This is a genomic window from Glutamicibacter sp. BW77 (genome assembly GCF_002332285.1).
Classification (GTDB): Bacteria; Actinomycetota; Actinomycetes; order Actinomycetales; family Micrococcaceae; genus Glutamicibacter; species Glutamicibacter bergerei.
In genome coordinates this window covers 1-26417 of sequence record NZ_NRGT01000053.1, presented here as the reverse complement: position 1 = coordinate 26417, position 26417 = coordinate 1, and the positions used below count along the sequence as shown (strand labels likewise).

Genomic DNA, 26417 nt, shown 5'->3' with positions numbered 1-26417 from the left:
CGCCCCGGCTCTATTCGAGCCTGAGGCGCACCGCGCTAACTAGAACTAGGTTCAGAGAACTAGTCAGATTCTATGGCTTCAACTAGCTCAGCCATGATCTTCTTGGCATCGTAGTTTTCTACCGTAAATTTTCGGGCTTCTTCAACAGAGAGGTCGAATCGATCCTGGTTCGAAACGATGTCGACCACCCGATTCGCAGCGAGTTCGGTATCCGTGAACAGCCATTCTTTCGGGTAAAGCCATTCAGAACCTGGCCATGCCAAACCAACCGGTAACGCTCTTGAAGCTGCTCCATCGGCCAACGTAAAGTGGAATGACTCAAAATCGCTGGTGGATACAGCGACACCAATTTGCTGATACCACTGTGCCATGTCGTCTCCCTGCGGGTCGAAGCTGACCGCACCTTGAAGAAGAGGAGATTCTTCGATTCGAGCGTACTGAGCATCGTAGAATGCCATCTCCTCGGTCCTTGCAGCCATCCAAGGATAGTCCTCAGGCCGCTTGCCCTTCACCCGCAAGGTGAATCGTGCGTCCTTTGCGCGTAGCTCTTCCAACAGGTCAAGTACGAGATCAAAGCGCTTCATTTGCGGAACCATGCCGACAAAGCCCAAGACAAACTTGGCGTCTGCATTCTTTGGTAGATCGAGTTTTCGAGTATCTACCGAGTTGGGGATGACACACGTCTTCTCTTCTGGAATACCGAATTTTTGGATCGCCATTCCGCGGATCAATTCGCTTACAAAGATGATTCGATTCACGTTCTTGAACTTGACCTTGTGCGGATAGTCGGTGAACAACTCCTGAGAGTGGAATCGGGTGACTAAGCGCTGGCCTGGTTTGACATGCTTTGAATACCAGGCAAGGTTTCCCAAAGACCACTCACAAAACACTATGTTGGCGTCTTCTAGTAGTTGAGTGCTCAGCTCGCTGTCATGCTGGGCATGACCTGCCCACCGATCTACGTTCAGCTTGTGGCCTTGGCCTTCGACAGTCTTCATGATCTGACCAGCAAATTTAAGGTCATGACCAGCAATCAGAACGTTGCGTTCACCCGTGGTGAAGCGTGTCTCCTCCGAAGCAACAACACTATTCTGCTCCTCCATTATGTTGAACGGACGGCGCAGACGCAGATGGATTTGGCGCAAAGAGTCGTTCGCCTGTTCCATCTTCAGCAGCGGTGAATCCGCAGATGGCTCGTCCTTCATCCATAGCGGCAGACCACGAACGTTGAGGTCCAGTTCGGAGGCTTCAACACTTGCAGCTCCCCCGTACTGGTAGGCGATCAGCAAATCTTCTAATAGGTGTGAGTCGCTTAGAACCTCTTGGACGCGTGAAACAGAAACCTCGGCCTTTCGAGGAGCCTCAGAAGATACAACTCGAATCCCGTGCGCTAGCAACATATCGATGGCTGCAGAATTTTCTTCCGTCAGCGCCACATATACTTCGCTCGGACGAATAGTGGATGCCAAAATCTGTCCTGCAAGATCCTCGTCCAACTTCTCAAGTTCCAAGCCAAGAGTTGGCAGAGTTGGGATTTCAACTGCAATCCCAGCCATACGAAGCGCCAGCGCGAGGCGGTGATGTGCTAAATGCTTTTGAAAGGTCACGCGCATTGGTGCCCAAGCATCCATGACACGATCTGCTTCACTTTGCATCCACAGCGACGTGATCAGTTCAGATTCTTCTCGGCTGCGAACAACAGGCACGGTACCGTCAAACATCCAGGTAACGCCGAAGCTCTTACCACTGATCAGCGGGGTGCCACATGCTGCAATTTCAAAGACACGACGTGAGAACATGGTCGGTGAACCGTTGACCGAGTTGACGTTGACGTGAACTGGATGAGACTTGTAGGCCTCCACCATTTCGTCATAGGTCAGTCCACCTTGAACAAACGGCTGGAGAGCCGCCGGGAACTTATATGGTGATTCCGGGTTATCGGCTTGGCGATCATAGATGGTCAGCCCCTGCTTGCGGGCACCTTCAAGGATCGCACGCAGTTCTTGGGACCGCTCCGCATAACGTTCGCCGTAGTAGGATCCGCCGTAGGCTACAGAATGGGAATAAGGGCGGTTAGAGCCCATTGGGTTATGGATTTCTGCTTGCGCCCAGAATGGAAGGCTGCCCAAGGCGCTCATGTAGCCGCCGCGGTTCTCCCAATAGTCTTCAAGGCAATTCGCATCGGTGGTCAAGACGACATCGAAGAGCTTCGCTGTCCGACGGAACCGGTTGAAGTGAACAGGATCTTCCTTGTTCCAGAAAATGGTCGGAATACCGTTCTTACGGCAGTATTTTGTCAGCGCGTCAAGGTCCGAGCACTGGTCATCATCGTAGTAGCCGACCTTGCGAGTCCAAGTCTCGGAATTACCTGCCCAGGCCGACTCAACAAAGAGCACGTCCACCGGCTGAGCCGAAAGAACTTGACGCCAGTTCTCTGGCGTCGGGGCAACGAGGCTCACTTCACGCTTGAGCGTGGAAGTGGTGAATTCATCCGCAATAATTGCCATACGAATGTCTTTGAGCTTCTTACCTGCGGCAGTACGATTTTGCACCGTTCGTACTTGCTCAGTGAAGGTCTGCGCGACTAATGGCCAAGTTCGGGTTTCTACCGTCCATTGTCGAGCCCTGCGACCAATACTCTGACCAAGTTTAGGATCAAGTGCAAGCTTAGTGATCTGCTCGGTCAAGGAGTCCACGTTATCGGCGGCAAAGAGCAAACCGCGTTCCGAGTCAGTTCCGACCAAAGTAGCAATAGGTGAGACATCCGAGCCAATGACAGGACGGCCCGCAGCCATCGCTTCAATAGGTTTCAGAGGCGAGACCAGCTCGGTGACGATATTGGATTTACGAGGGCAAACCACTGCATCGAAGATCGCAAGGTAGTCGTTGATCTTGTCATTCGGAACACGTCCCGTAAATCGAATACGTTCTTCTAAGCCCAGTTCTGCGACTTGCTGTTTCAAAGCGGGCAAAGCGTTGCCGTCTCCGACGATCAATGCGCCAACATGATCAAATTCTTCTGGTAACCCTGCGATGGAGTCAACGAGAAGGTCCAGTCCTTCGTAGCTGACGAGGCTGCCGGCGTAACCGAGCAGGAATTCCCCAGCTCGTTTTTGAGTAACGACTGAGGAACGCTCAGCAGGCAGCGGAACATACTGGAAAATATTTGCAGCGTTAGGCAGGATTGAAATATTTGCATTAGTCGCACCGCGCGCAACAAGCTCTTCGCGGACTTCTTCGGTGATCGCGAATACCTGATCAGCTTCGTTTGCCACAAGTGATTCAAGGTTGCGTGCAAGTTCAAAGCGCTCTGAATTTAGCCAGGTATCGTTGTCTGCTGCGGCGGTAATTTCCCACAGTCCGCGTACCTCATAGATGAATGGAATTCCGAGTCGACGCGCAGCGATGAGTGCTGGAAGTGCAGTGATGTGATTTGAGGCCGAGACGATGACCGCGGGGCGGTTCATCATTGCTTCGCGTACATAGATATCGGCTGCCAACTGGATAAATTTGTCGAGAGGATCGATTCGAAGAGAGACACCAGGGTTAAAGTGTGTCTTAACACCTTGATAATCGCGGATAAGGCGCTTCTGCGATGGGACTTTCTTGGTTACTTTTGAATCCCAGGGGTAGCCCGGACGCGCGGCAATAAACAGATCCATACCTGCGTCAATAACAGCCTTGGTAAGGCCAGTCGTGCGGGTCGAGTACCCGTTGCTGTTGAACTCACCAGTGCTGTGTGCGCAGTACATCACTTTATCTGTTCGCGGGACGTATGCCGGTGAATACGTCTTTGGCGGTACCGAAGGCAGTGCCTTCAGCAGGCGCTCTTGCCCCATGACTTGTAAATGGAGCGGACCGAAATTCTTTGGCGCGTCTGGCTCTGCTAGAAGTAAGCGTAGAGCATCTGCTGGTTCAGTAATCTGCCCCAAGTCGCGGTACTTTTCGACTTCCAGCTTCGCGATTTGCTGGATACTAGGTTCAGCGACTTCACTGCCCGAAGTAGTACCTGGGGCAATCGGTGTCAGTTCTTTTTGCGAGATCATCGCATTTTGCAGGGTCATCGCAGCTGCTGATTTTGCCGCCGTAGGTTTCTTGCTAAACGGGGTTTTTAGTCCTCGTGCTGTTCGAACTACCGGGTGGTCACGCAAATTATCATAGGCTCGTTTAAACTTCTCGGCACGTGCGTGTTCGTTAGCTAGCTGAGTCTTCAGAGATGCAGCCATGAGGCTGAACCTTTGTCTTTCAGCTTCTGTCTTCTTAATTGTAGATTCATGACGAGCAACCAAACCATTAAGTTTGACGGTCTGTTTCCTAAGCCTCTCGTTTTCTGATTTGAAGGTCAGGTATAGAGACTCAAATTTCACCAAGTCGGCAAGCATCGCCTGTTCGATACCCTGAGCATGTATTTCATACCGCTGTCGAATGGCAAATAACTGGGCTCTCGAGGCCGTTGGTGAACCAGAACTCTGACTTGATGATTTCAACTACGATACTCCGTCTAAGGATTTTGCGCGTTCATTGTTTATTCTATCTGATCGCGCATAACTGGTAGTCGTGGATGACTCAGAGCGCCCGAACATTTCCACGGAGATAACCACCACACGCTCGTCAATCTGGATGCTTAGGACTCTTCGGACAGCGGATTAGTGGTTTCTATAAGCTGCCGTGGCTGACCGCTGGCAACCATAAAGGACTTCATTTGGACGTCAGTAATCGAGCGCCGAATGGCGCTTGCGATTGTTGTAAAAGCCTCGATGCAGCGAATGTCGCATTTGCGTGACCATTCCTTCATGGCGTGGTCCGTGTGATAAGACTGTTTATTTTCGCGGCCGAGAAGAAAGTATCAGCCTGGCCGTTGTTAAAAGGAAATTCCAGTTTTGCCCGTGGACGAACGCATGCCCAACCGGTCGACCAAGCTCCTGTAAGAGGCTGAGACATAGACGCTTCCGCGGCCTGAATGGCAGTCGATGATCGTGAAGAGATAGATGAACCCCTGCTACGTGTCGGCCGGATTACTGCATTGCTGAGCATCCTGCATAGCCAATAGCTACCTCACCCTAGGCATCTTTTAGCCGATAGTCGCTCTCCCCTACTGGAATAAGATGATTATGCTGACCCGTTGATTTCTAGATGACAGGTATTCAACTTTACTAAAAAATTGTTACTCATCGTCTTCACGCCCCGGCAACCCATAAACTTCGCTAATTTCGATTCTCGCTATTCTGCCGATACCATAAGTTTGATTAGCCACCGTCTGTCGGGTATGACTGAATCGCAGCAACGCGACGAAAGAGTAGATATGCAAAGCAATAAACAAAAAGTATTTTCGTACTTCGTCACGGAACCTAACACAGAGGTCACCTTGGTTTTTGCACTTAGCGAAATCGTGAGTCCAAAATCAATCGTTGCTAAAATTAGATGGCTTCCCGAGAACACTCACGGTCAATCAAAGTTAGAACTGGCTTGGTCTAATTCTCTTGATTCGTATTTCGCGTACGTACCCGAGGCTGAAACTCCTGGGCTCAAATACGGACCAACTCTTTTGCTTGACGGTCCAGGCATCCTTGAAATTATTTTCCTCACTTGGCCGGAACGTAAACCATTTACGGACGGGCGCATTAGCGGCACATACGTACAAACCCTTAGCTCACTAAACGGTCAGGTTTATTCTGGTTTACAGCGGATTCTTGAAGTAGGTATGACTCGATGAGCACAAACGTGGATATTTCAGTAGTTATCGGATTTCGAAACTGGGGCCAAAGACGACTACAACTTGCTGTCCAGAGCATTCTCGAATCTTTCGGACCGCTCAAGGGTGAAGTCATTGTTTCAGACTACGGTTCCGATGACGGTCAAGTAACAAAAGCAGGAATAGAATCTGTCGGAGCACGTTACGTATATACCGAAACAAATGGAACTTGGTCCCGATCACGTGCGCTAAACGCTGGATTCGCGCATGCAAAAGGCAAAGTACTTGTCTCAACGGACGCGGACATGATCTTCAGTCCTCGATCATTTGAAGTAATTGGCAATACTTTATTGAACGATCCAACTTTATGTCTTTTGCTTCAATGCCGCGATCTTCCAAAAGGCTGGAGTGACCAAGAAGTTGCGGAAGCCGGATTTACTTGGGAAGAGTTTGATAGTGTGTCCAGACTCCGACCTCGATGGGGCATGGGAGGGATGATGGCCGTCCATCGGGAAATCTACGCACGCATTCGCGGTTTAGATGAACGGATGCACACGTATGGCGGGGAGGATATCGATTTCGCCACACGTGCCAAACGCGCCGGGCAGCGTCTTCTTTGGGTAGATGATCCCGATGTTCGGATGTACCACATGTGGCATCCTCCAACGAGAGCGTTGGTGGAAGTCTCGAAAGAGGCCCGAGAGGCAATCGAGTACAACAAAAGCATTGTCTACAACGACAAATCCTTCGTGCGGAACACGAGCGACTGGCTCCACCGGCTGGATGGTACTCCCCCGTTAGTCTCCGTAGCCATAGCTACCCATAACCGTTCCAAATATCTGTTCGAGAGCATCACCTCCGTACTCGGTCAAACAATGCAAGACTTTGAGATCGTTGTAGTCGACGATGGATCTACCGACGATACACGCGAAGTTGTCGAGGGCTTCAATGACCCCCGGATCCGCTACTTCCACCAGAATCAGGCAGGTGTAGCTGCGGCACGAAATCGTGCCGCAGACGAATCCCGGGGTGCTTATACGGCAGTCCACGATGACGATGATTTAATGACACCCTGGCGTCTTCAGTCGCAACTAGATGCGCTTGAAACGGGCCTCCACGGGACGTTTGGCGCGTTCGTTAATTTTGATGATGCATCGGGCGAGATGAAGCTATACCGGGCAAAAGCCCTCAATGCTGGAACCATCGACGACACAGGTGGGGCACCCGGTCACGGAACATGGCTCTTGGAAACGAAAATACTTCAGCGCTTAAGATACGACGAATCGCTCTCCAGCGGGGTCGACAACAATCTGGCCCTGCGGATGGTTCGATCGGGGTATCGGTTCGCTCATTCAGGAGAAATCCTAATGATGCGCCGAATGCATCCAGGCCAAATCACCGTATCCGACGAACACACCCAGAAGCTGGCGGCACGGCAAACCCGTCAGATGTTTTCGTTCGGGACAACGGCTCGGGGAGCCAAGCACATGAAAGAGCAACGCGGAGCCAACGATTGGACCAAGATTCGCTTCGCAGATCAGCTGGATAGACTGCTTCCGTTCCTCCCGGACCATTTGGTGACGCGACGGTCTTCGGCTCTGCAACTTGTCGCCGACGACGGAACCTCGAACGGTGTACAGGTTTCCCACGAGGATAGAGAACTTGGTGTTTTAATTTCCGCAGGCACAGTTTCTGCTGCGAAACTCGCAATGATCACTGCAAGCGGTATCGTCCCAAATGTAGTTGCTGTCCTTAACACCGAGTCAGTTGGCCCTGATACCTTTGGCAATATTGATGATCCGAATGTCATGATCAATGACTACCTCTCAGACACCGCGCAAGTACTTTTGGAACAATCAGGCTTGAAACAAGCAATAGTAGTGACGGTTCGAGGACTCCTTGACGAAGATAAAAACCAGTTGATCGAAGCGAATTTCTATGCGGATTCTCGGAAAATCCGCCATCGGGAGAAGACAACATCATTTACTTTTCTGATTGATCCGACCGGTACGACGTGGACGTCATGGGTTGCCTTGGGGCGAATGGATGTACATAGCGTCTTGGCCAGGGATGAACTCAATATTTACGCTCCAGTGAATACCCTTCCAGCATCAGAAAGAGTCAAGGCATGATCGTAACGTGGCAAAACGAGTTTGATGGACAGTCGGGATTATTCGCCGAACCCGGCGAATATGACGGAACGCCCACGATCTCGGCACTTTGGATGGATTGCCAACCAAAGACGCGGCACTGGGATAGGCAAGCTATTGCGGCGTATTTGGTATTCGGTTCAACATTTGGCGGTCCGGTGACCATGCCTCACAAGTTTTCTCCTGCCGTCGCAAACGCGATGAAGGCACTTTCGATTCCAGTGCAACTTGACCTGCAACCGATTGAATACTACCCACAGCCCTTGCCCATCGGAGAACGGAAGCTCATTTTAGTCCGGGATACCCTGGTGCCCGATCGTCTGCTGCGGCCCTCGAACCAGACCGAAAGCTATTTGGAGGTGCTGCATTCGGATAAGGCCAGCGGAGCTGTCCGCCGGATCAACGGGTTGTCTGTAGCCTCCAATGCTTGGTTGCACCAGTCCTCAACGGGTCTCGCTTCTTGGTACCCGTTCATTGCGATGGCATGCTTGTTTGCCGAAGACCTCGATGCTGGAACCATTGTGATCCCCGACAGCATCGACACATCGTTGCAGGAATGGAAGAACCTGAAATACCTACTTTCAACAGCACGCCTTGGATTGGAACTAGCATAATGACCATCACACCAGAAAACATCAGCACCAAACCACGGCTGACCGTGATTGGGACAGGCTACCTTGGTGCCACTCATGCAGCGGCCATGGCCGAGTTGGGGTTCGAAGTGCTGGGGGTTGATGTAGACCCAGACAAGATCGAACGACTGAGCCGCGGCGTGCTCCCCTTTCATGAGCCTGATCTACCAGAGCTGCTAACCAAGCACCTTAGCTCCGGGCGGCTCAAGTTCACGACGTCTGTCGAAGAAGCTGGGGCCTTTGGGGATATCCATTTTATCGCTGTTGGCACCCCGCAGAAGGACGGCGAAGGAGGTGCTGACATGACCTATGTAGACGAAGCGGTGCGAGCAATTGCCACTGCGGCGACGCATGATTGCGTCATTGTTGGAAAATCGACAGTACCTGTCGGATCCGCCCGGCGCCTGCAAAACCTCGTTGAAAGCGTCAAGCGGCCCAACGTCGACATCAGCTTTGCCTGGAACCCGGAGTTCTTGCGCGAAGGTTTTGCCGTTCAGGATACCCTTCGTCCGGATCGTCTCGTCGTGGGAGCCAACGACGAGACTGCGATAACTGCACTACGCGAAGTCTACGAGGAGGCCATCTCCCGAGACACCCCGTTCATCACCACAGATTATGAGACCGCGGAGCTGGTCAAGGTCGCGGCGAACGCCTTCCTTGCGACAAAGATCTCGTTCATTAACGCGTTCGCCGAAGTTACTGAAAAGGTTGGCGGTGACATCCGAACTCTCGCAGATGCCATTGGTCACGACGCACGTATTGGGCGAAAATTCCTCAACGCCGGCGTCGGTTTCGGTGGTGGTTGTCTACCTAAGGACATCAGGGCACTTCAGGCACGAGTCAGCGAACTCGGACTGGACCGCACCATGGCCTTCTTGCATGAGGTCGATAACATCAATCTACGCAGACGCGAACGCGTCATCGATGTTGCGCACTCTCTCACCAACGGAGTGAACAAAAAGAAGATCGCTGTCTTGGGTACTACCTTCAAGCCAAACAGCGACGATGTCCGCGATTCGCCGGCACTGGATATTGCTGCACGTCTTTATGGGCAAGGTGCTGACGTTCGTGTTTTCGACCCTAAGGGTATGGAGAACTCCGCCAAGCGGTTCCCGAGGTTAACCTATAGCGATTCGCTCGAAGCTGCTCTACAAGGAGCTGATCTCGTCCTTCTCCTCACGGAGTGGCAAGAATTCCGCGAGATGGATCCGGTACAAACTGCCCATCTAGTTGACTCCAAGAAGATTGTCGACGGACGCAATGTTCTAGATCGAATGAGCTGGATCAATGCTGGGTGGGACTATCACGCACTCGGAATGAAATCGGCACATGTCAAGGACTGATCGACAGTCTAATCAGTCATTAAATTTGGGATTGGCCCGGATCATTACCGTTCCGGGCCAATTGAACCGTCTGTAATTGTTGGTAGTGGCTGCCCTGGGGCTAGCTGGCAGGGTGATACTGGTTCCTCCGACCCGATGTGACTCATGAATCTTCTGACCCGCAAAGGGTGTCATTTCCGGGATCTGTCCGTCTGGCCGGAAGGACCGGCGTCGACATGGCCCACCGCGATGGCTTGATCAGAAGCCTGCACAATCTTCGTGGATTGTGGCCCCTTACAGGCATGCCTCGTAATGAACTTCTCCCGGGCTGCCATCGGTAACGACGTCCGCTCGCAAGAAGGAGACATCTTATGCCAATTGTGGCAGATCACTATCGATTTATTATTGGCGTGGACACTCACGCAGCAACACAGACATACGCGATTTTGGAATCGCCTTCAGTTCGGGATCTGGCTCAAGAAACCTTCCCGACCAATTCCACAGGCTTGACCCGTGTAGCAACCTGGATTAAGCGCCGAACCGAAGGAAGACAATATCGACGCTGTTCTTACCACGGCAGAGTGCACCGGTTCTTACGGAGCCGTCATGTCCGAACGACTAGCGCAGGAAGGATATCGTGTGGTTGAAGCGCCCACTCCTTCAGCCAAACGGCTTCGAGGCAAAGGGAAAACAGACAATCTGGACGCAATTACAGCAACTAGATCGACACCAGTAATGGATCTTGAAAAGCTGCGTGACCGTCGAACAGGCGATGTGCAGACTTGCGCTTAGAGTACTTAGCGTAGGGCGCGACCAGATGAACACCGATCGGCTACGAGCCATTAACGCACTGACGGCGCTGGTACGGGCACAAGATTTAGGTATGGATGCCCGTAAGCCCCTGAGCGCAATGCAGATCAAGAGCATTACAGCACGGCGCGATCGAGATGAGCCGCTTGGCACCGGTATTGCCCGCGGCGAAGCTGTATGTCTAGCAAAACAGATCAACGGGCTGGATGGCGATCAAAAGGCCAACCAGATCAACCTCACGGAGCTGACGTCTGAACATACACCGTCGCTGTTGGCGATGCATGGCGTGGGTGCGGTGACTGCTGCGATCATCATGACCGTCTGGTCACATCCAGAACGTATACGTTCCGAGGCTGCCTTTGCCATGATCGCAGGTACCTGTCCGATTCCCGCGTCCTCAGGAAACACCGTCAGGCATCGGCTTAATCGGGTGGTGACCGTCGACTGAATCGAGCCATCAATACCATCGCGTTAACAAGGATGCACACGGACCCTGGCACTCGCGAATACGTTGAATGCAAGACCGCCGAAGGTCGCAGTAACCGCGAAATTATGCGTAGCCTCAAGCGATATATCACAAGACAAATCCATCGGACATTGACTAACGGAATGCCGTTGTCGGCCCATTGACAAACATAGAAGCATCCCGAATTTGATGCCGCTGTCTAGTAAGACCCTAGTACGTGAATACTGGAACGTCCGCAATCAACGCTTCCACCATGAAGGCGCACGTCAGCACCCAAGCCTCTGGCAAGAGTCGAAGCCCAGCAGGGTCAAGAATTCTGATATTGATTCCAAACTATCGAACGTAGGTGATGATGTGCGCGTTCAGGCAGCCGAGTCCAGATGGACCTCGTAGCCAAGCCGTTCAAGTTCCTTGACCGCCCGTGATTTCGCACGATCCTTGTTGTGCTGATCGTAGTAGTCCGGACCAAGCTCCTTGAACACCTCACCGTTAGCCAACAAATGCCAGATAGCCACGATGATGGTGTGCTCAATGGCAACCAGCGCGCGGCTTCCTCCACTGCGAAGATACAACCGCCGGTACCGGGCCGCCAGGAACGACTCCTTGTACTTGATCGCCGCCAGCGCGGCGGTTCCCAGCGCCGCCCGCAAATACACGTTGCCACCACGAGTATGCGAGGAGCGTTGCCGTCCTGCTGACTCGTTCTGCCCCGGGCAGACTCCGGCCCACGAGGCCAGGTGCGCCGCATCAGCGAAAACATTCATGTCCACGCCGACTTCAGCGATGATGACCTGCGCCGTCTGCTTGCCGATCCCGGGCACAGTTTCCAAGGCCTTGCAGGCCTGATCGAATGGGATCATCGCCTCGGTGATCATCTGATCCAGCACCCGAAGCTGTTCATCGAGCGTGTCGATGTGGTGTAAATGAAGTTTCACCATGGCGGCATGATGCTCGGTGAACCGCCCCTCAAGCGCTTCGACAAGTTCAGGGATCTTGCGCCGCATAGAACGGATCGACAGGTCCGCCAAGACTTGCGGGTCTCGTTCCCCGGCCACCAGAGCGTCAAGCATATGCCGCGAGGACACCCCAGTCAGGCTGGAGGCAACGCTGGAGAGCTTGATTCCGGAAGACTCCAAGAACTTCTCCAACCGCTGATAGACCTTGGTCCGGTCATGCACCACCGCCGAGCGAGCCCGGGTCAGATCGCGAAGATGCCGGATCGGTTCAGGAGGGATGAAGGAGGCGGCCAGCAAATTGTGGGCCGCCAGTTCAGCGAGCCAGGTCGCGTCATTGACGTCGGATTTCCGACCCGGAATGTTCCTGGCGCGTTTGGCATTGACGAGGATAACCGGCAGTTGTTCTTCCTCCATAAGGAAATAGAACGGCTTCCAGTAGTCGCTGGTCGCTTCCATGACGATGACACTGACCTTTTCGGCGTTCAGGTAGCCGATAAGTTCGCGGATCTGGGCGGTGGTGGCGCCGAAGGTCTTCACCTCGGTGCGGTAGGTTCCGCGGCGCTGCCCCGGTTTCCGCACGGCAACTTTGGCGTCCCGCTTGGAGATGTCGATTCCTGCGGCACGCTCATGCACGATCTCCATCGTGCTTCACTTCCTTCCAACATGATCATCGGATCCTGGCGTTGGTGGTGTCGTGGGATTAAGGAGTGAAACGTTGAAATCTAGTACTCGTGCTCGAAGCAACAATCCACGGTTCTCGTGAAAATCCGCGCAGGCCAAGCTTCTATCCGGGCTCAAGGCACCAAAGTCATACCGGCATGTCGACACCACCAACAACCTCAGAATGCGCTTGCCGCCGGTTCAGCACAAGGCTCCAGTTTGGGAACGCAAGCAGAGTGGTAATTCTCAATCATGCTCGGCGTTGGCGAAGCCCGCTGGGAAGCTTCTATATTCAAAGTAGAGCCATGAGTTGCTGCAACTAACGATAGATGTTGCGCGTAATGTACGCGTTGCAGGATCCGCTTGATCTCCCGGTAGGTCAGGGCTTCGGCGGTGCGGTGTTCCACGTATTTCTTGGCTTAGATCCGCTAAGGAGCTGGCTACTCCTCTCGCTCATCCGGCGTTCAGGGCGGGTTCGCGAAAGGACCCCAACAGCACCGGGGACCTTCTCGGTTGTTATGTCACGTGGTTGGGAATCGCCCGAGAAACCTTTCGATTGTTTGGGCGATCACATAGTCGGGCTTCACCTTGTCGATGTAGTCGTAGTCGATTTCAGGCTTCCACACAAGGTGATACTCGGCGAACAGTCGTGCGAACCACCAACCAAGTTTGGCAGGTGAGTTTGCACTCTGGCCGAAAAATGAATTTCCGAAAACGACCACGGATTTCTGAATCGGTGCCTTGTTGTTCCGCCAGACCATGTGAGTGCCCAGGTGACCTTTGGCCGGGTTGTAGGCTATTGTGTTCTCGATCCCGGCGCTGGCCTCGGCCAGAAAATTCGGTTCTGGGTTGAGGTGCTCGTCCCAGAGCGGGAGGCCGAAGAATCTCTCCGCGAGGTCTCCGTCTTGGTAGCTGCGGTTTATGAGGGGCACATCGTCCAAGACGTCTGTTTCGCATCCTGGTAGTCCTGCGATCAGTCCTCGGGTGATCGCGAGGGAACCGGCAGCCGAGTTGTGCGAGTCGTTGCGCTGCCACGGAGGGATCTGGCCGACCCAGTTTTTAAAGATCTCCAGACCGCTGATCCAGTATGGCTCGGTTATTAGCGCTTCTTCGATCCGCGCAAACAGTGGGGTCGGTCCGGTGATACTCACCGGGGCAAGTTCCCTCATGGCCGTGAGCTTCTCCGGAATGACGATCTGAACGAATCCCATCCCTCTTCCTGCGATCTTGTCGTTACGCTCACGGATCAGATTCACCCAAGCTTTGGTTTCCTGCTCCAGCTGCATTCGTCCCTCGGGGCCTTCGGGCTCTTTATATCGGCCGAGGAGGTTATTTGACCCCTCGGTGAGAAAGATATGTCCGTCATGACCAAGCTGGGCCGCGTTGTCCCGCGATCGCAGTCCGATGGGGAACAGCACTGGCGTCAGATGCCCAGATTGCCCCACCTGCTTCGTTTCTGCAGCGTAGGCCAGAGCCTCGCCATGATCGTATCTTGCATCGGAGGTGCCAGATACTGAACCTGGTAGCTTGCTCGACAGGTCAGCAAACGCGAGTTTGGTTTCGGCGAGCTTCCCCCCGGCAGACAGCGGCAAAAGCTGTTGCTGGCCATCGACATCAGTCGCCACCTGTAGGCCGCCTCCCAGGACCTCGAGCGCGCTGATTGGGCGAGTAAACGTGATAGCGAACGCCCGATTCTTCAGACCCGTAGCCTTCAACACATCCTCGCGCTCGCGACCAAACTCGGCCGCACCCAGGACCTTACCTCCAAGTGTTGCTTGAAGATGTGGCGCGATACCGTCGCTGATCCGGAGCCAACCGAGCACTTTCAAACGGTCCCCCGTAATTTGATCGATGAAGCCAATCATGTCTGCTTTGCTCATCCGGACCTACTCCTTAATCATTGTCATTTCGATGCCACTCTAGTGGCGGGCTAGAAAATCGACGGTCCTAGTGAAATGAGGCTACTTTATTGCCCGTCTAACATCCGGCTCGGTGATTTTATTGATCCACAAGCCTTTGGTTCATACCTCGTTCATGGATGGCTTCACATTCCTCTGCAATAGCCACTCGCGAACATCTTGCGTCAGCGTTCTTGCCCTGGCTTGGAACGAATGCTGTTCTAGTACTTGGCGGGCTTGCGCAGCACGTTCTTCTCCCGTACCGAAAGCTGCAAGCCCTTCTGGACTACACAACCATCGGAGCTCATCGAGTGACTCATAAACCTGAACCATGCTGCCGAAAACGTCTGACAGGCCAGACACTTGGTCCGAGACTACAGGTGTACCACAAGCAATTGCATCGAAGATACGATTCTGAATGAATCCCTGCTCTGCCATGTCCGTCCAGTGGTCAGCTAGGACGCGCTTCGAAGACCTGTAGAAATCCCCCAGAAGTTCATTTTTGATTCCCTCGGCCTCGTACATCCGCGGCTCGAGAACATCAGCCCAGCCGTGCCCGATGATTCGAAGATCAATACCGGAAACCAACGCATCCGAAACAACCTTTCGGTCACGATTGTATGTATTGGCCCCTACGAAAGTTGTTGGCCGCGACCGGTCTTCGGATCCAAGCGCTGGCAGATGGAATCGACTAGTATCCGTAGCTTGGAGAAGAGGTCTGACTTCACGCCCACTCAGCTTGGTCATATCAGCAGACCAAGACAGCGAAGATGCGTAGACGAGATCAAAGGATTGAATTTCCTCGACAGACACATCCTCAGGATGGCTAATTACCCACAGAACATTTACCGCTCCCGGAATAGGCGATATTTTATCCAGCCCTCTGATGACGAGATTGACATCGTCAAATACCTGATCTTGGTCGACATTATGGCCGTGGCGGTAGCTCACGACTTCACAGTCTGCTCCTCGCAAGGCTTCGGCCAAGGAATTGACGTAGTGAGTATCGCCCCACTTATCTCCGTTTGAGCCGCCCGTCGCTGCGAATCGAATGCCCCAACGCGGCTTGTCAGGCTGTTTAGCACGCGTAACGATCGGCCGTGGAGATGGGATGAAATTGTTGTCGCCACCCACGTGCGCCAACTCGAAACCAGCCCGAACGTACTTGTCCGTTTCCGGTGAGGGAAGCTTGCCTGCCCACCGCTTCATAAATTCTCGTCGGTTAGACACGATATTTCGCCCACGCCCAGGCGTTTTACTTTCATGGTGCGTGACCTTAGAACGGGGCTCAACAGCAAAGTAGCCGCCATTCTGTTCGATTGCCCGTAGACATAGGTCAATGTCCTCCATTCCGTTGACGAAGAATGGGTCAAAACCTCTCAGGCTTGCCACGTCTTTTGTTCGCCACAGCATGCAAGCACCAGTAATGGCCGAAAATTCGCTGTCCGCGACAATTGCTGCATCTTCTGGAGGGTGGTTGGCAAGGAAGTGACCCGGCAGCCTATTCTCCGCCATGAAGACTGTGCCCGCTGTTTGGATGGAATCGTCCGGATATTGCAACAGCGGCTGCACTGCAAGCACCGCTGGGTTCTGCAATCGCTCCAGCAACGGTTCCAACCAGCCCTCACGGACGATAGTGTCATTGTTCAGGAAACATGTGAATTCGCCCGTTCCTAGGTATGCACCATAATTTGAACCGATGGCGAAGTTCAAATTGCGCGGTAGACGTACGTATTTGACTCGTGGATCAGATTCAAGGAGCAAGCCGAGGGCCGCGCTGTAGTGATAAGCCGATCCGTTGTCGATTACTACTACTTCAATATCGACTGACCCTGAGCGCTCAAGAACACTCTTTACTGCTCGGGCGGTCATCGACCAATCCTGATAGACGGGCATAGAAATCGTCACTCGTCCCGGGACTGTTGTGCGTTCTTCCTTCGACTGCCAATCGACTAGGTTCTTCCCGAGCACGACCCATTGCCACGACTCCGATTCGGAAGTGGTAATCCGAGTTTCGGCTTCACGATCATCCCAGTACTTGCACCCTATGAATGGTAAAAGCCGAGGAACTGAAAGCTTTGCGATGCGAATAGCGAAGTCATGATCGACCCAGCGTTTAAGCCCTTCGTCGAATCCCCCCACCTCAACGGCCAAAGACCGTTCGACGGTTAAGACGTTGAGATCAATGTGGTTCACAATCATCAATTCATCTAAAGCACCCTGGTATGCCCTATAGGAGACTTCCCCTGCATTATGAAGTTCCAGCCCGGCATAAACTGCTTGTGCGTCGGACTCGAGGGCGCCCTTGATAGACAGTTCAAGATATTCGTCAGGCCAGACATTATCCGTGTCTAAAAAAGAAACCCATCGACCAGTTGCACGGTTGATCCCATGGTTTCGGGCAGCGGATACTCCGCCATGCTCCGCTGAAATCAAAGAAATGCGAGGGTCTGCGGTCGCCAAGAGACGCACGACGTCCCGTGTTGCGTCTGAAGATCCGTCATCAACAACGATCAATTCCCAAAGATCCATTGTTTGACGTTGCACGGATCGAATAGCTTTAGCTATGACGTCGGCACGGTTCCAAGCCGGCATGATGATGCTAACGAGCGGCTCGCCGCCATTCGAGGAGGGCAGACCAATCGGATTGACCCTTCCTCTCCATTCGTCTTCAGCGCTCTTGTCCCACTTGGCTGTCACACGCCGTCGCGACTTGTAGGTTTGGGTTTTGATTGTGTCGACGATTTTCGTCTTTGAACTCAGTACATTTCCCCAGACCCACTGTCCTTCAGGAAAATCAACGACATAGTCATCGGGGGCATGTTGAAGAAGCCAACCTAATGTGCCGCCCGCATGCGCGGCCACGTCCCCAGAAGAAATAACGTTGCCACGGGTATTTAGCATGCGCGGGACAAGGAGTGGTCCAACGGGGGGCTGAGAATCAAGAGATCTGCGGAACCATTTTAAGACGGGGCCGAGTTTTCCATCCTTCCACGCGGTACGCAAATGTCCCGGCCACGACCGGACGTCCATGAGCGGGTGTGGGGACATCTCTTTCGACATGCCCAACGCGAGAAAGTCCTCCGCAGCCGCTTGAACACTTGAAAAAAACCTGTCACTTTGAGCGGAATACCAATATCGATCAAAGATTCCTGAATCGAGCAAGAGATCTAAATCAGAATATTGATCGAACGTTTTAGACATTTATTTTATCCCTATGAGTGTTGATATATATCAAGTATTTAAAAGAGCCCAAGTTATGGGCTGCAGTTGCCTTGGGAACCCGAAATACCGACTATGGATAGTGGATGTGACGTTGGAATGTCACTCTTTGGACGCTGATCCCTCTGATCTGGCACCGAAGCGTAAGAAATAAACCACTCCCGGCTGTCGTCCTCCGCCAACCAACCACGAGCTGCTTCACACCTATCAATCAGTCCATCGGAGCGCGTACTCCGATTCAAGGGTCCCCAAAGTACGGCGACTTCTGCGGAAACGAGCGTCAAGTCCGCGTCGAACAAGTAGGTCTGAACTTCTTCGTTGAGGCGGACGTCGACTGACAGTCCATAGGTCGTCGTAAGTGGAACCCCAATTTCAATCTTGAAGTCCAATGATCCTTGCCCTTGGAAGTTCCAGGCGAAGTTCCAATTCGTAACTTGTCGTATGATCCAGCTCGAATCTTCAAATATGGCTGACCATAGTTGTTGCGAGCCGCTCGCATCCCGCTTGTGATATAGCGCGACAGGGCGGTGGTCCGGCATGAAGCCAAGCCGAACGTTATTGTTAATAAGCCCATGGCCCATTGGCACCGGATCCACTACGCTCTGTTCATTTAGAGTAATCGGTCGATTCAGCGGACGGCCATCCCCACTTCTCCACGCAACCAGGTCTTGACTGCACGCGTAGTTGATGGTGTGAGTCGACTCAGCGTCAGGTGAGTCCCGCCACACCCACAGCAGATGCCAGAGACCATCGGGTCCCAAGATCGGGGCGTTTGAGTCAAGATAAGCGTTGCGTTTGCCGCCGCCGTCTATCAATGGACCTTCACTAACCAGCTTGTGTCGCTGTTCAGGGTCATCCCAAATTACTGCCACGAAGTCGCCGTCGCCACTTGACCCGTTTCTATATGTGAAGACTAAGGAGCCATCGGACGAACGGATGAATCTAGGATAAGTAATTTTCAGCTCGGCCTGAGAATCAAACAGAGCATTCACTTTTACCGGTCGAAATTCATCGTTTGAGAGGTCGATTATCCAGTATTGCAAGGGCGAAGCATGCATGTTTCCCGCGACATGCAACTTGCCAGACTTATCGAACCCAAGGTCTACGTAGTTGTGACTGTCCCATTTTGCGCTGGAGTCGAGCTTCCTATAATTCCAAACTAGACCGCCAATATTCCTGTCGGCAATAGTCAGCGTCCGATCGGCATCGTAATACGCGACCACCTGAGAATTCTTATACTGAAGCAACGTCGGTGGAATCGCCACATCTGAGACTGCAGCACCCACCACGTCGATCGAAGTAATCACAGCATTGCCCCACGGTTGTCCAACGCCATAGCTGATCCTCGGTACAGTCATTGCTAGTCGCCCTGACCATGATCAATAAGGCTCAACAGGTAACTCCCGTATCCACTTTTCACGAGACTTTCGGACAGTTTTCTAAAGTGGTCTGTGGTGATAAATCCTTGTCGCCAAGCGATCTCCTCGGGAGCACTCAGCTTCTGCCCCTGACGAGCCTCAATGGTACGTACGTAGTTAGACGCATCGTTCAGCGAATCAAACGTGCCCGTGTCCAACCACGCCGTCCCACGTGGCAGGATCGAGACCTTTAGCTCGCCCATTTCTAGGTACCGACGGTTAATATCGGTGATCTCAAGCTCCCCCCGTGGTGAAGGCTTGAGACCACGAGCTATCTCGACTACCTGATTATCGTAGAAATAAAGGCCTGGCACCGCGTAGTTACTTCGCGGGTGTTCCGGCTTTTCTTCCAGGGAAATCGCGTTTCCTTCGCTGTCAAATTCCACGACTCCATAGGCCTGAGGATCAGCAACGTGGTAGCCGAATACCGCTGCGCCTTCGAGATCGTTCAGGGTCTGCAGTTGCGTACCCAACCCCGAACCGTAAAAGACGTTGTCCCCCAGCACAAGTGCAACCTTGCCGTCACCGATGTGTTCCTCGCCAATCAGAAACGCCTGCGCCAAGCCGTCAGGAGATTCTTGGACTGCATAGGTCAGTTCTATCCCCCACTGTGAACCGTCACCTAGCAGTCCACGGAACTGGTCGGCGTCGTGCGGAGTAGTGATCAATAAGATTTCGCGAATACCAGCGAGCATAAGAGTGGCTAGTGGATAGTAGATCATCGGCTTGTCGTAAACCGGAACGAGCTGCTTGCTAATGCCTTGGGTGATTGGGTGCAGCCGCGAGCCCGTACCACCGGCGAGAATGATTCCCCTCATGAGCACAACGATACGTTGCTGAGACACTGATATCGAAACTAGGAACGCGGGAGGCAGAAACATATTAATTGCCTTAGACGCGATCCGCGTCAACCTGGAATCATCGGGATTCACATACCTAAACTCTAAATGCGGCCTATCCGGGCTGAGAAACGGCCGCCCTCGGTCCATGCGAATCGAGACTTTTGCAGCGTCAGGCAACCTTTGCCCGATTGGCTATTTCGTTGCAGCTGACGATCTTTTGCAGCCACAGTTCGCTGCTTCAGCCAGAAAATGCAGGGGCACAACATGCTGGTTCATATCGGTAGGGGCTGTGGACCGTGGCACGCCTACGTCTAGTAGCGCAGGATCGTGAGCGGGGTTCAATCCAGCCAAAATCAACACTTAGTCCCTGTAATCTGTACCAAGCATTTCAGCTTATCGAATCGTCGCCCTATTCCAATGGGATTCAAGCTGGCCTGGAAATCAAATTATGATTACAAACATATGCTCCGACTCAAGTGCCATAAATGCGTTACCTAGATCAAGAGGGTAATCTGGTGCACATGAAGAACATTCTAGTTACCGGTGGCGCCGGTTTTATCGGTTCAAATTTCGTGCACTACGTACTTGAACACACAGAAGCGAGTGTCACCGTCTTGGACAAGATGACCTACGCGGGAAATCGCGAGTCTTTGGTCGGCTTGGATCCGCGTCGGTTCCGCCTAGTTGAAGGTGATATCTGCGATGGCACACTGGTCGAAAACCTCGTGAGCGAGGCCGACGCCATCGTGCATTATGCGGCAGAATCCCACAACGACAATTCTCTGTCCAATCCTCGCCCATTCGTGGATACGAACATCATCGGAACCTTCACGCTTCTCGAGGCCGCTCGGAAGCATGAGGTGCGGTACCACCACATTTCCACCGATGAGGTCTACGGCGACTTGGAGCTCGATGACCCGCAGCGGTTCACCGAAGAAACCCCGTACAATCCGTCCAGCCCATATTCCGCGACCAAAGCCGGGTCCGACCTGCTGGTGCGGGCCTGGATACGCTCATTCGGCGTTGCCGGTACGATCAGCAATTGCTCAAATAATTACGGACCTTACCAGCACGTTGAGAAGTTCATTCCGCGCCAGATCACTAATCTGATCGATGGTGTACGGCCCCGACTCTATGGCAGCGGTGAGAATGTACGCGACTGGATCCACGCCGACGACCATTCCAGCGCCGTCTGGACTATCCTGAACCACGGACGGATTGGTGAAACTTACTTGATTGGTGCAGATGGGGAACACAACAATCTCGACGTTGTAAAATCGTTGTTGAACATCTTCGGCCAGGAACAAGACGCATTCGACCACGTCACCGACAGAGCCGGGCACGACTTGCGCTACGCGATCGACTCAACCAAGCTACGGACCGAACTTGGTTGGACCCCTGCCCGTTCCGACTTTACTGTTGGTCTGGCCGAAACCGTCGCTTGGTATAAGCAGCACGAAAACTGGTGGCGCCCACAGAAGGCGACCACCGAAGCTGTCTACCGGAAGGCTGGCCACTAAGAATGGCTGACGTGAATAGCACTCTCCCGTCCTCCGACCTACAGGTCAAACTGGTTCCCGGTATACCAGGAATGCGCATAATCCATATGCCCGTCCATGGCGACAACCGTGGCTGGTTCAAGGAGAACTGGCAACGAGCGAAGATGACTGCGCTGGGCCTGCCTGATTTCGGCCCCGTGCAGAACAATATTTCCTTCAACGCTTCAGTGGGCACAACCCGCGGCATCCATGCAGAGCCATGGGACAAGCTTGTTTCTGTCGCCACGGGACGGATTTTCGGTGCTTGGGTGGACCTCCGGGCCGGGGAATCCTTCGGTTCGGTCTTCACCACCGAACTGGATCCGGGTACTGCAGTGTTTGTTCCCCGCGGCGTCGGCAACTCATTCCAAACACTGGATCCTAATACCGTCTACAGTTATCTAGTGAATGACCACTGGTCGGCAGAGGCAACGGACAAATACGCGTTCCTTAACCTAGCCGACGAGACGGCAGCCATCGCCTGGCCTATTTCTTTGGCAGAAGCCGAGCTGTCGAACAAGGACCGTCAGCATCCGCGCCTAGCCGAAGTGGCACCCGTGCCACCGCTGCGCACATTGGTGCTCGGCGCTGGAGGTCAACTCGGTACTGCACTTCGGCGCCGCTTCGCCGGACGCGACGACATCGACTTCGCCACTCGCACCGATCTGGATCTCGCCAACGCCGCCGACCTAGTCGACTACGACTGGTCCGGATACAGCACCGTCATCAATGCTGGTGCCTACACCCAAGTCGACGCGGCCGAGACATCGGACGGGCGGTCCGTCGCCTGGACCGTCAACGCCACGGGCGTGGGAGTACTTGCCCGTGTCTGCATCGAACACGGCCTAACATTGGTTCATGTTTCCAGCGATTACGTTTTCGACGGAACTTCCCCTGTCCCCTACACCGAGGAAGCCCCGTTCGCGCCTTTAGGGGTCTATGGCCAGTCCAAGGCCGCCGGAGACTTAGCAGCATCTACCGTTCCGAATCACTACTTGATCCGCACCAGCTGGGTCATCGGAGATGGTGGGAACTTCGTGGCCACCATGCTCAATCTGGCGGCTAGAGGCATCGAGCCCAGCGTGGTCAACGACCAATTCGGTCGGCTGTCATTCACCGACACCATTGCGGCAGGCATCGACCACCTCTTGGCCACGAATGCACCGGCTGGTACCTATAACCTGACCAATTCCGGGGATCCCATGAGCTGGGCCGATATTGCTGAGGAAACATTTGCCGCTGCAGGTCGAGAGCGCAGCGCCGTGACCGGAACTAGTACTTCGGATTACTTTTCCGGGAAGCAGGCAGCGCCACGCCCAATGAACTCCATGCTGGATTTGGCCAAGATCATAGCTACCGGCTTCAGTCCTCAAAATCAGGGCGAGGCCCTTCACTCCTACTTGGATGGCCTCAATACCGACATTTAGAGCAAGGCCTGGTCAATCACGTGGCGTTCGATGCACCTACGGAAACACTTGTTCAACGGTGTGTTTCCACTTTCTTTCGAGCTTGAATGGCCAGCGTCATGACTACAGACTCCGAGGTGCTCGTTTCGGTCATGATACCTCGCTAGGTTTTGTAAGGCTTAGCCAACTTGCTGAATATTGCAGCTACAACTTTGTCTTGACTCGTGAGCATTGTCAGGCACGCCCCAAGTTCTGACTCACCAATTTTTACTTGCTACCATGACGACTAAATATGCGAGAAAACGCAAAACAGAAAGCAGTCAGGTTCCAGATTTCCCCATTGCGATAGATGTTAGTGCCAGCGCCAATTCCAAGAGGGCGATTCTAGCAAGCGGGAGGTACAAGGCTTAAACCCAGCTTCACACCCATGTCGGCACGAGTGTGCGGAGCAATCCAGGTGGACTCAGCGGGCGTCAATTTGTGGAAGGCTAAGGTCAGTTCAGCTACTTGCTCGCGTAGTTCAGCGAGTTCTTTGTAAGGCTTTGCCGTGCTCAGAGATTAGCAGCCTCTCAATTTGTGGAACAACATCTCCTTACATGATGCACCTTTTGCATTATCAATTTTGCCAAAGCCTAAGGAGTGGTCTGGAAACGGCGCAAGGGACGCAATGGGTCGAAAGTCAAAGGTACTTCTGCAATATCAATTTCACGCCGGCCTGCGCGACTATTTTCCATGGCGATCCTACGCCCCGCAAGTTCCCACGCCATGATCGGAAACGAGGACCAGTAAGGAACAATCATGTAGCTCGACGAGGCCAACAGATACAGATCAACCACGCTGGCAACCACGCCTTCAGCTGAGTTGTATTTGCCCTTGTCCGCCAGACCGATACTCGACGGAAAAGTCGACACGATTTGATCCTGCACTTCGGGCACATCGCAAGAAATGAAGAACTTCATGTTGGGAAACTGGACCAGAATTTCCGCCATACGGTTCAAATACCAGCTGACCGGAGATCCCTCCTTGGTCTTGGCGTGAGACTGCTCGTGGGCTCTAATCGAGACACCAACGTATGGAGCCCCACGTAAGCCATCAAAATAAGTCTCGACCCTTTCTCGGACGACTTGGGTCGGGGTAAGCTTCCGTAGCCGCTCAAACCATGTCTGCGCTCCAGCTGGAAGCGTAAGCGGATTTCCAGAGCGCAGATGCCAAAGTGAATCTTCCGCTTTGAGATCTTCACTAGTACCAACGTAAGGATAGGTCTTGGCGATTTCGATTGATTCTGCCCATGTGATCTCAGCGTGCTCGAAGTGCCACAAGTCAGTTAGTGCGGGCCGGAACTTGTCGGACTGTGGCCATGCGTAACAGAACTCGCGTCCTGTGCTTTCGGCGAGGCTTAGGGCGCTGAGAGTGAATCGCATTCTGTTGCCAAGACCAGCACTACTTATGTTTGTTGCGAGCAAAGTAGCGTCAAGTGAAGCATTATTCATCCCACTACACTAACAGTTATTGGTAGTGGTGGGATTGGAGGTTTCACTTCTTTTCAACCGGCCAGGACTAGAATGCAAAGAGCCTAGAACTTTGTGCTAGTCAAGAATGTAGTCAATGCACCTCAATCGCCCGAAGACAGTTGAGGGGTGTGATGGCGCGAAGTGATCGCGCGACAGCGAGTTCTTCAAAAACCTAGCCCCGCTTCTAGGCTGCCCCAGCGTACTGCGATACAAACCGTAAGTCGTTGACCATCAGTCGCTGCACCAGAATGGCAAGATGCAGAGCAACCCGGTGCACGCCTATATGTGAGTGATGTGACCGCATAGGTTGATGTCCTTAGCGTAACTGAGCGGATCATGCAGGTTCACCCTGAACTCCGACCGAGCTGGGAGTTGATCTCAGTGGAAGCCGAGTGAACTGCTTGACGTTGCCGCAATACAGACGGCGGGACAAAACTAAACCGTCAGTTGAGGATCTCAAAGCACCGCGCCCGTCGCATTGACAAGAGTTTAGGCCCTTGGTGATCAGTGATCTTGGGGTTAGCCTGACCCTTCTATGGGTTCTGTCAAGGGACCAGCACGCGTAGCCGACGAAAAACTTTCCGAACGATGTACCGTTTCAGCACCCGTTTGATTTCCCGGTAGCTCAGCCCCTCAGCCTTGCGTTTCTCCACGTAGTCCTTGGTCTGAGGATCGAACTGCATCCGTACCTTGGCAATGACGTCCACCGCTTGATTCAGCATCCTGTCACCATGCCGATTAAGCCGGTGCCGTACCGTGTTCCCGGAGGATGCCTGCAACGGAGCGACCCCAGCCATAGACGCGAATGCCGCTTCAGAATGTACTCTGCCTGTGTGCGAGTAAGCGATCAGGATCCACGCAACAGTCACCGGCCCGTACCCGAACTCGGCGGCCAGCCCGGGGGCCATCTGCTCATCCAATTCAGCCATTTGTGTCTTGTTTGCGGCCAGTAGCTTGTCGGCGTCAAGCACCGCCGTGGCCAAGCGACTGGCCTCAGCCCTCGCGTAGCGTTGCGCTACCGAATCGGTGGGGTGCTCACGCCAGGCGCTGATCTGTTTGACCTGCATGTCAGTGAGTGCTTTACGCGCATCAACACCGAGGTCGATTTCTCGTGCCAGAGCCGTCAGGGCATTGCGGTTCCGGGTGCGTTCAGCGTCGATGCGTTCGCGGCTGGCAACCAGTACGTTCAACGCTGAGCGCGTGCCTTCGGCGCGGGGCGTAAGCAGACGCTCGGTGTCCTGATAAAGAATGCCCATGGCCGCTGCGGTGGCGTCGATCTCGTCGGTCTTGCCCACCCTGGCACGGGCCTGTTTACGTGGTGGTTTGACCTCGACCACGGGGAACCCAGCCATGGTCAGGGCATGGGTGATGGTGGCCCCGTAAGACCGGGTTCCTTCCACCGCGGCCAGCAGGGTGCCGGTAGTGCGTTTGGTGATCCAAGCCAAGGTCCGGTTCATGCCGGCAGGGCTGGTCGGAAAGGCCTGGCAGGCCTCTCTGCTCCCGGTGCGGGTGTTGATTATGGCGTAGGTGTGGGTTCGTGCGTGGGTGTCGATTCCGATGACGTAGTCGTATGTTTCTGCAACGATGGTCATGACGGTTTCGCCTCCTTCATCGGTTGGTAGCCGTTATGGTTGGCACCGGTCCGGGAAAGAGTTCTTGGCAGGCGATTCTCTAATGAGTCACGCACCCGGTGGGGTGCGGACGGCCTTCTATGAAGCCATGTCAAGGGGCCGGGCTGGTGTCACCAGCTACGACGGACACGTCAGGCTAAAGTCACTCAGAATACTCTAAGGACAGAATTAGTGTGAGTCACATCGTGGCTGGTGGCACCTATCCTGCCAGCGGGTCCCAGACCTGCCAATAACCATTAGAGAATTAGTGGACAGCCGAACAA

Annotated in this window: 15 protein-coding genes and 1 pseudogene; 7 read left to right on the top strand and 9 right to left on the bottom strand. The window is 53.5% G+C overall.

The genetic code is table 11. From position 1 onward, the window contains the following. Window positions 1–59: 59 nt before the first annotated feature. Both CIK74_RS07700 and CIK74_RS19025 read right to left on the bottom strand, forming a co-directional pair. Complete coding sequence (locus tag CIK74_RS07700) at window positions 60–4226, bottom strand: glycosyltransferase (protein ID WP_170947791.1); 4167 nt, start codon at window positions 4224–4226, stop codon at window positions 60–62. Window positions 4227–4709: 483 nt separating this feature from the next. Beyond that, window positions 4710–5005: pseudogene (locus tag CIK74_RS19025) on the bottom strand (IS3 family transposase); the annotation flags it as partial. 261 nt (window positions 5006–5266) lie between these two features. Between CIK74_RS19025 and CIK74_RS07695 the strand changes: the two are divergent. From CIK74_RS07695 to CIK74_RS19020, 5 genes are all read left to right on the top strand, one after another. After that, window positions 5267–5713, top strand: coding sequence for a hypothetical protein (locus CIK74_RS07695; protein WP_141392902.1), 447 nt, complete (start codon window positions 5267–5269; stop codon window positions 5711–5713). Continuing rightward, window positions 5710–7824, top strand: coding sequence for a glycosyltransferase (locus CIK74_RS07690; protein ID WP_096255283.1), 2115 nt, complete (start codon window positions 5710–5712; stop codon window positions 7822–7824). The genes CIK74_RS07695 and CIK74_RS07690 overlap by 4 nt, the downstream gene beginning before the upstream one ends. Beyond that, on the top strand, window positions 7821–8456 hold the full coding sequence (locus CIK74_RS07685; protein ID WP_096255281.1) for a hypothetical protein: 636 nt from the start codon (window positions 7821–7823) through the stop codon (window positions 8454–8456). Before CIK74_RS07690 ends, CIK74_RS07685 begins: the two co-directional genes overlap by 4 nt. Further along, entirely contained in the window at window positions 8456–9817 is a 1362-nt protein-coding gene (locus CIK74_RS07680) for a UDP-glucose/GDP-mannose dehydrogenase family protein (protein WP_096255280.1), read from the top strand. Before CIK74_RS07685 ends, CIK74_RS07680 begins: the two co-directional genes overlap by 1 nt. 796 nt (window positions 9818–10613) lie before the next feature. Then, window positions 10614–11054, top strand: a complete 441-nt coding sequence (locus tag CIK74_RS19020) for a transposase (RefSeq protein WP_240520489.1) — start codon at window positions 10614–10616, stop codon at window positions 11052–11054. Between the two features lie 380 nt (window positions 11055–11434). On the opposite strand, the gene CIK74_RS07670 is transcribed toward CIK74_RS19020, so the two are convergent. From CIK74_RS07670 to rfbA, 5 genes are all read right to left on the bottom strand, one after another. Continuing rightward, window positions 11435–12670 carry an IS110 family transposase gene (locus tag CIK74_RS07670; protein ID WP_096255279.1) on the bottom strand — a complete coding sequence of 412 codons (1236 nt, stop codon included), beginning with the start codon at window positions 12668–12670 and terminating at the stop codon, window positions 11435–11437. A 539-nt stretch (window positions 12671–13209) separates the two neighbouring features. After that, window positions 13210–14568 carry a hypothetical protein gene (locus CIK74_RS07665; RefSeq protein ID WP_096255277.1) on the bottom strand — a complete coding sequence of 453 codons (1359 nt, stop codon included), beginning with the start codon at window positions 14566–14568 and terminating at the stop codon, window positions 13210–13212. A 141-nt stretch (window positions 14569–14709) separates the two neighbouring features. Beyond that, window positions 14710–17790, bottom strand: coding sequence for a glycosyltransferase (locus tag CIK74_RS07660; RefSeq protein ID WP_096255275.1), 3081 nt, complete (start codon window positions 17788–17790; stop codon window positions 14710–14712). Between the two features lie 53 nt (window positions 17791–17843). Further along, on the bottom strand, window positions 17844–19166 hold the full coding sequence (locus CIK74_RS07655; RefSeq protein WP_096255274.1) for a BNR repeat-containing protein: 1323 nt from the start codon (window positions 19164–19166) through the stop codon (window positions 17844–17846). 2 nt (window positions 19167–19168) lie between these two features. Further along, window positions 19169–20044 carry a glucose-1-phosphate thymidylyltransferase RfbA gene (gene rfbA, locus CIK74_RS07650; RefSeq protein WP_096255372.1) on the bottom strand — a complete coding sequence of 292 codons (876 nt, stop codon included), beginning with the start codon at window positions 20042–20044 and terminating at the stop codon, window positions 19169–19171. 545 nt (window positions 20045–20589) lie between these two features. Here rfbA and rfbB point away from each other — a divergent pair. Together rfbB and CIK74_RS07640 are read left to right on the top strand one after the other, a co-directional pair. Then, a complete protein-coding gene (rfbB, locus tag CIK74_RS07645; RefSeq protein WP_096255370.1) occupies window positions 20590–21588 on the top strand; it encodes a dTDP-glucose 4,6-dehydratase in 999 nt (332 codons plus the stop codon). Window positions 21589–21659: 71 nt separating this feature from the next. Next, window positions 21660–23033 carry a bifunctional dTDP-4-dehydrorhamnose 3,5-epimerase family protein/NAD(P)-dependent oxidoreductase gene (locus tag CIK74_RS07640; RefSeq protein ID WP_240520494.1) on the top strand — a complete coding sequence of 458 codons (1374 nt, stop codon included), beginning with the start codon at window positions 21660–21662 and terminating at the stop codon, window positions 23031–23033. 611 nt (window positions 23034–23644) lie between these two features. Here CIK74_RS07640 and CIK74_RS07635 read toward each other — a convergent pair. Continuing rightward, entirely contained in the window at window positions 23645–24502 is an 858-nt protein-coding gene (locus CIK74_RS07635) for a hypothetical protein (protein ID WP_141392901.1), read from the bottom strand. A 566-nt stretch (window positions 24503–25068) separates the two neighbouring features. Next, window positions 25069–26115: an IS110-like element ISAar41 family transposase gene (locus CIK74_RS07630; RefSeq protein ID WP_096255269.1), complete on the bottom strand. Its 1047-nt coding sequence runs from the start codon at window positions 26113–26115 to the stop codon at window positions 25069–25071. Between the last annotated feature and the right edge of the window lie 302 nt (window positions 26116–26417).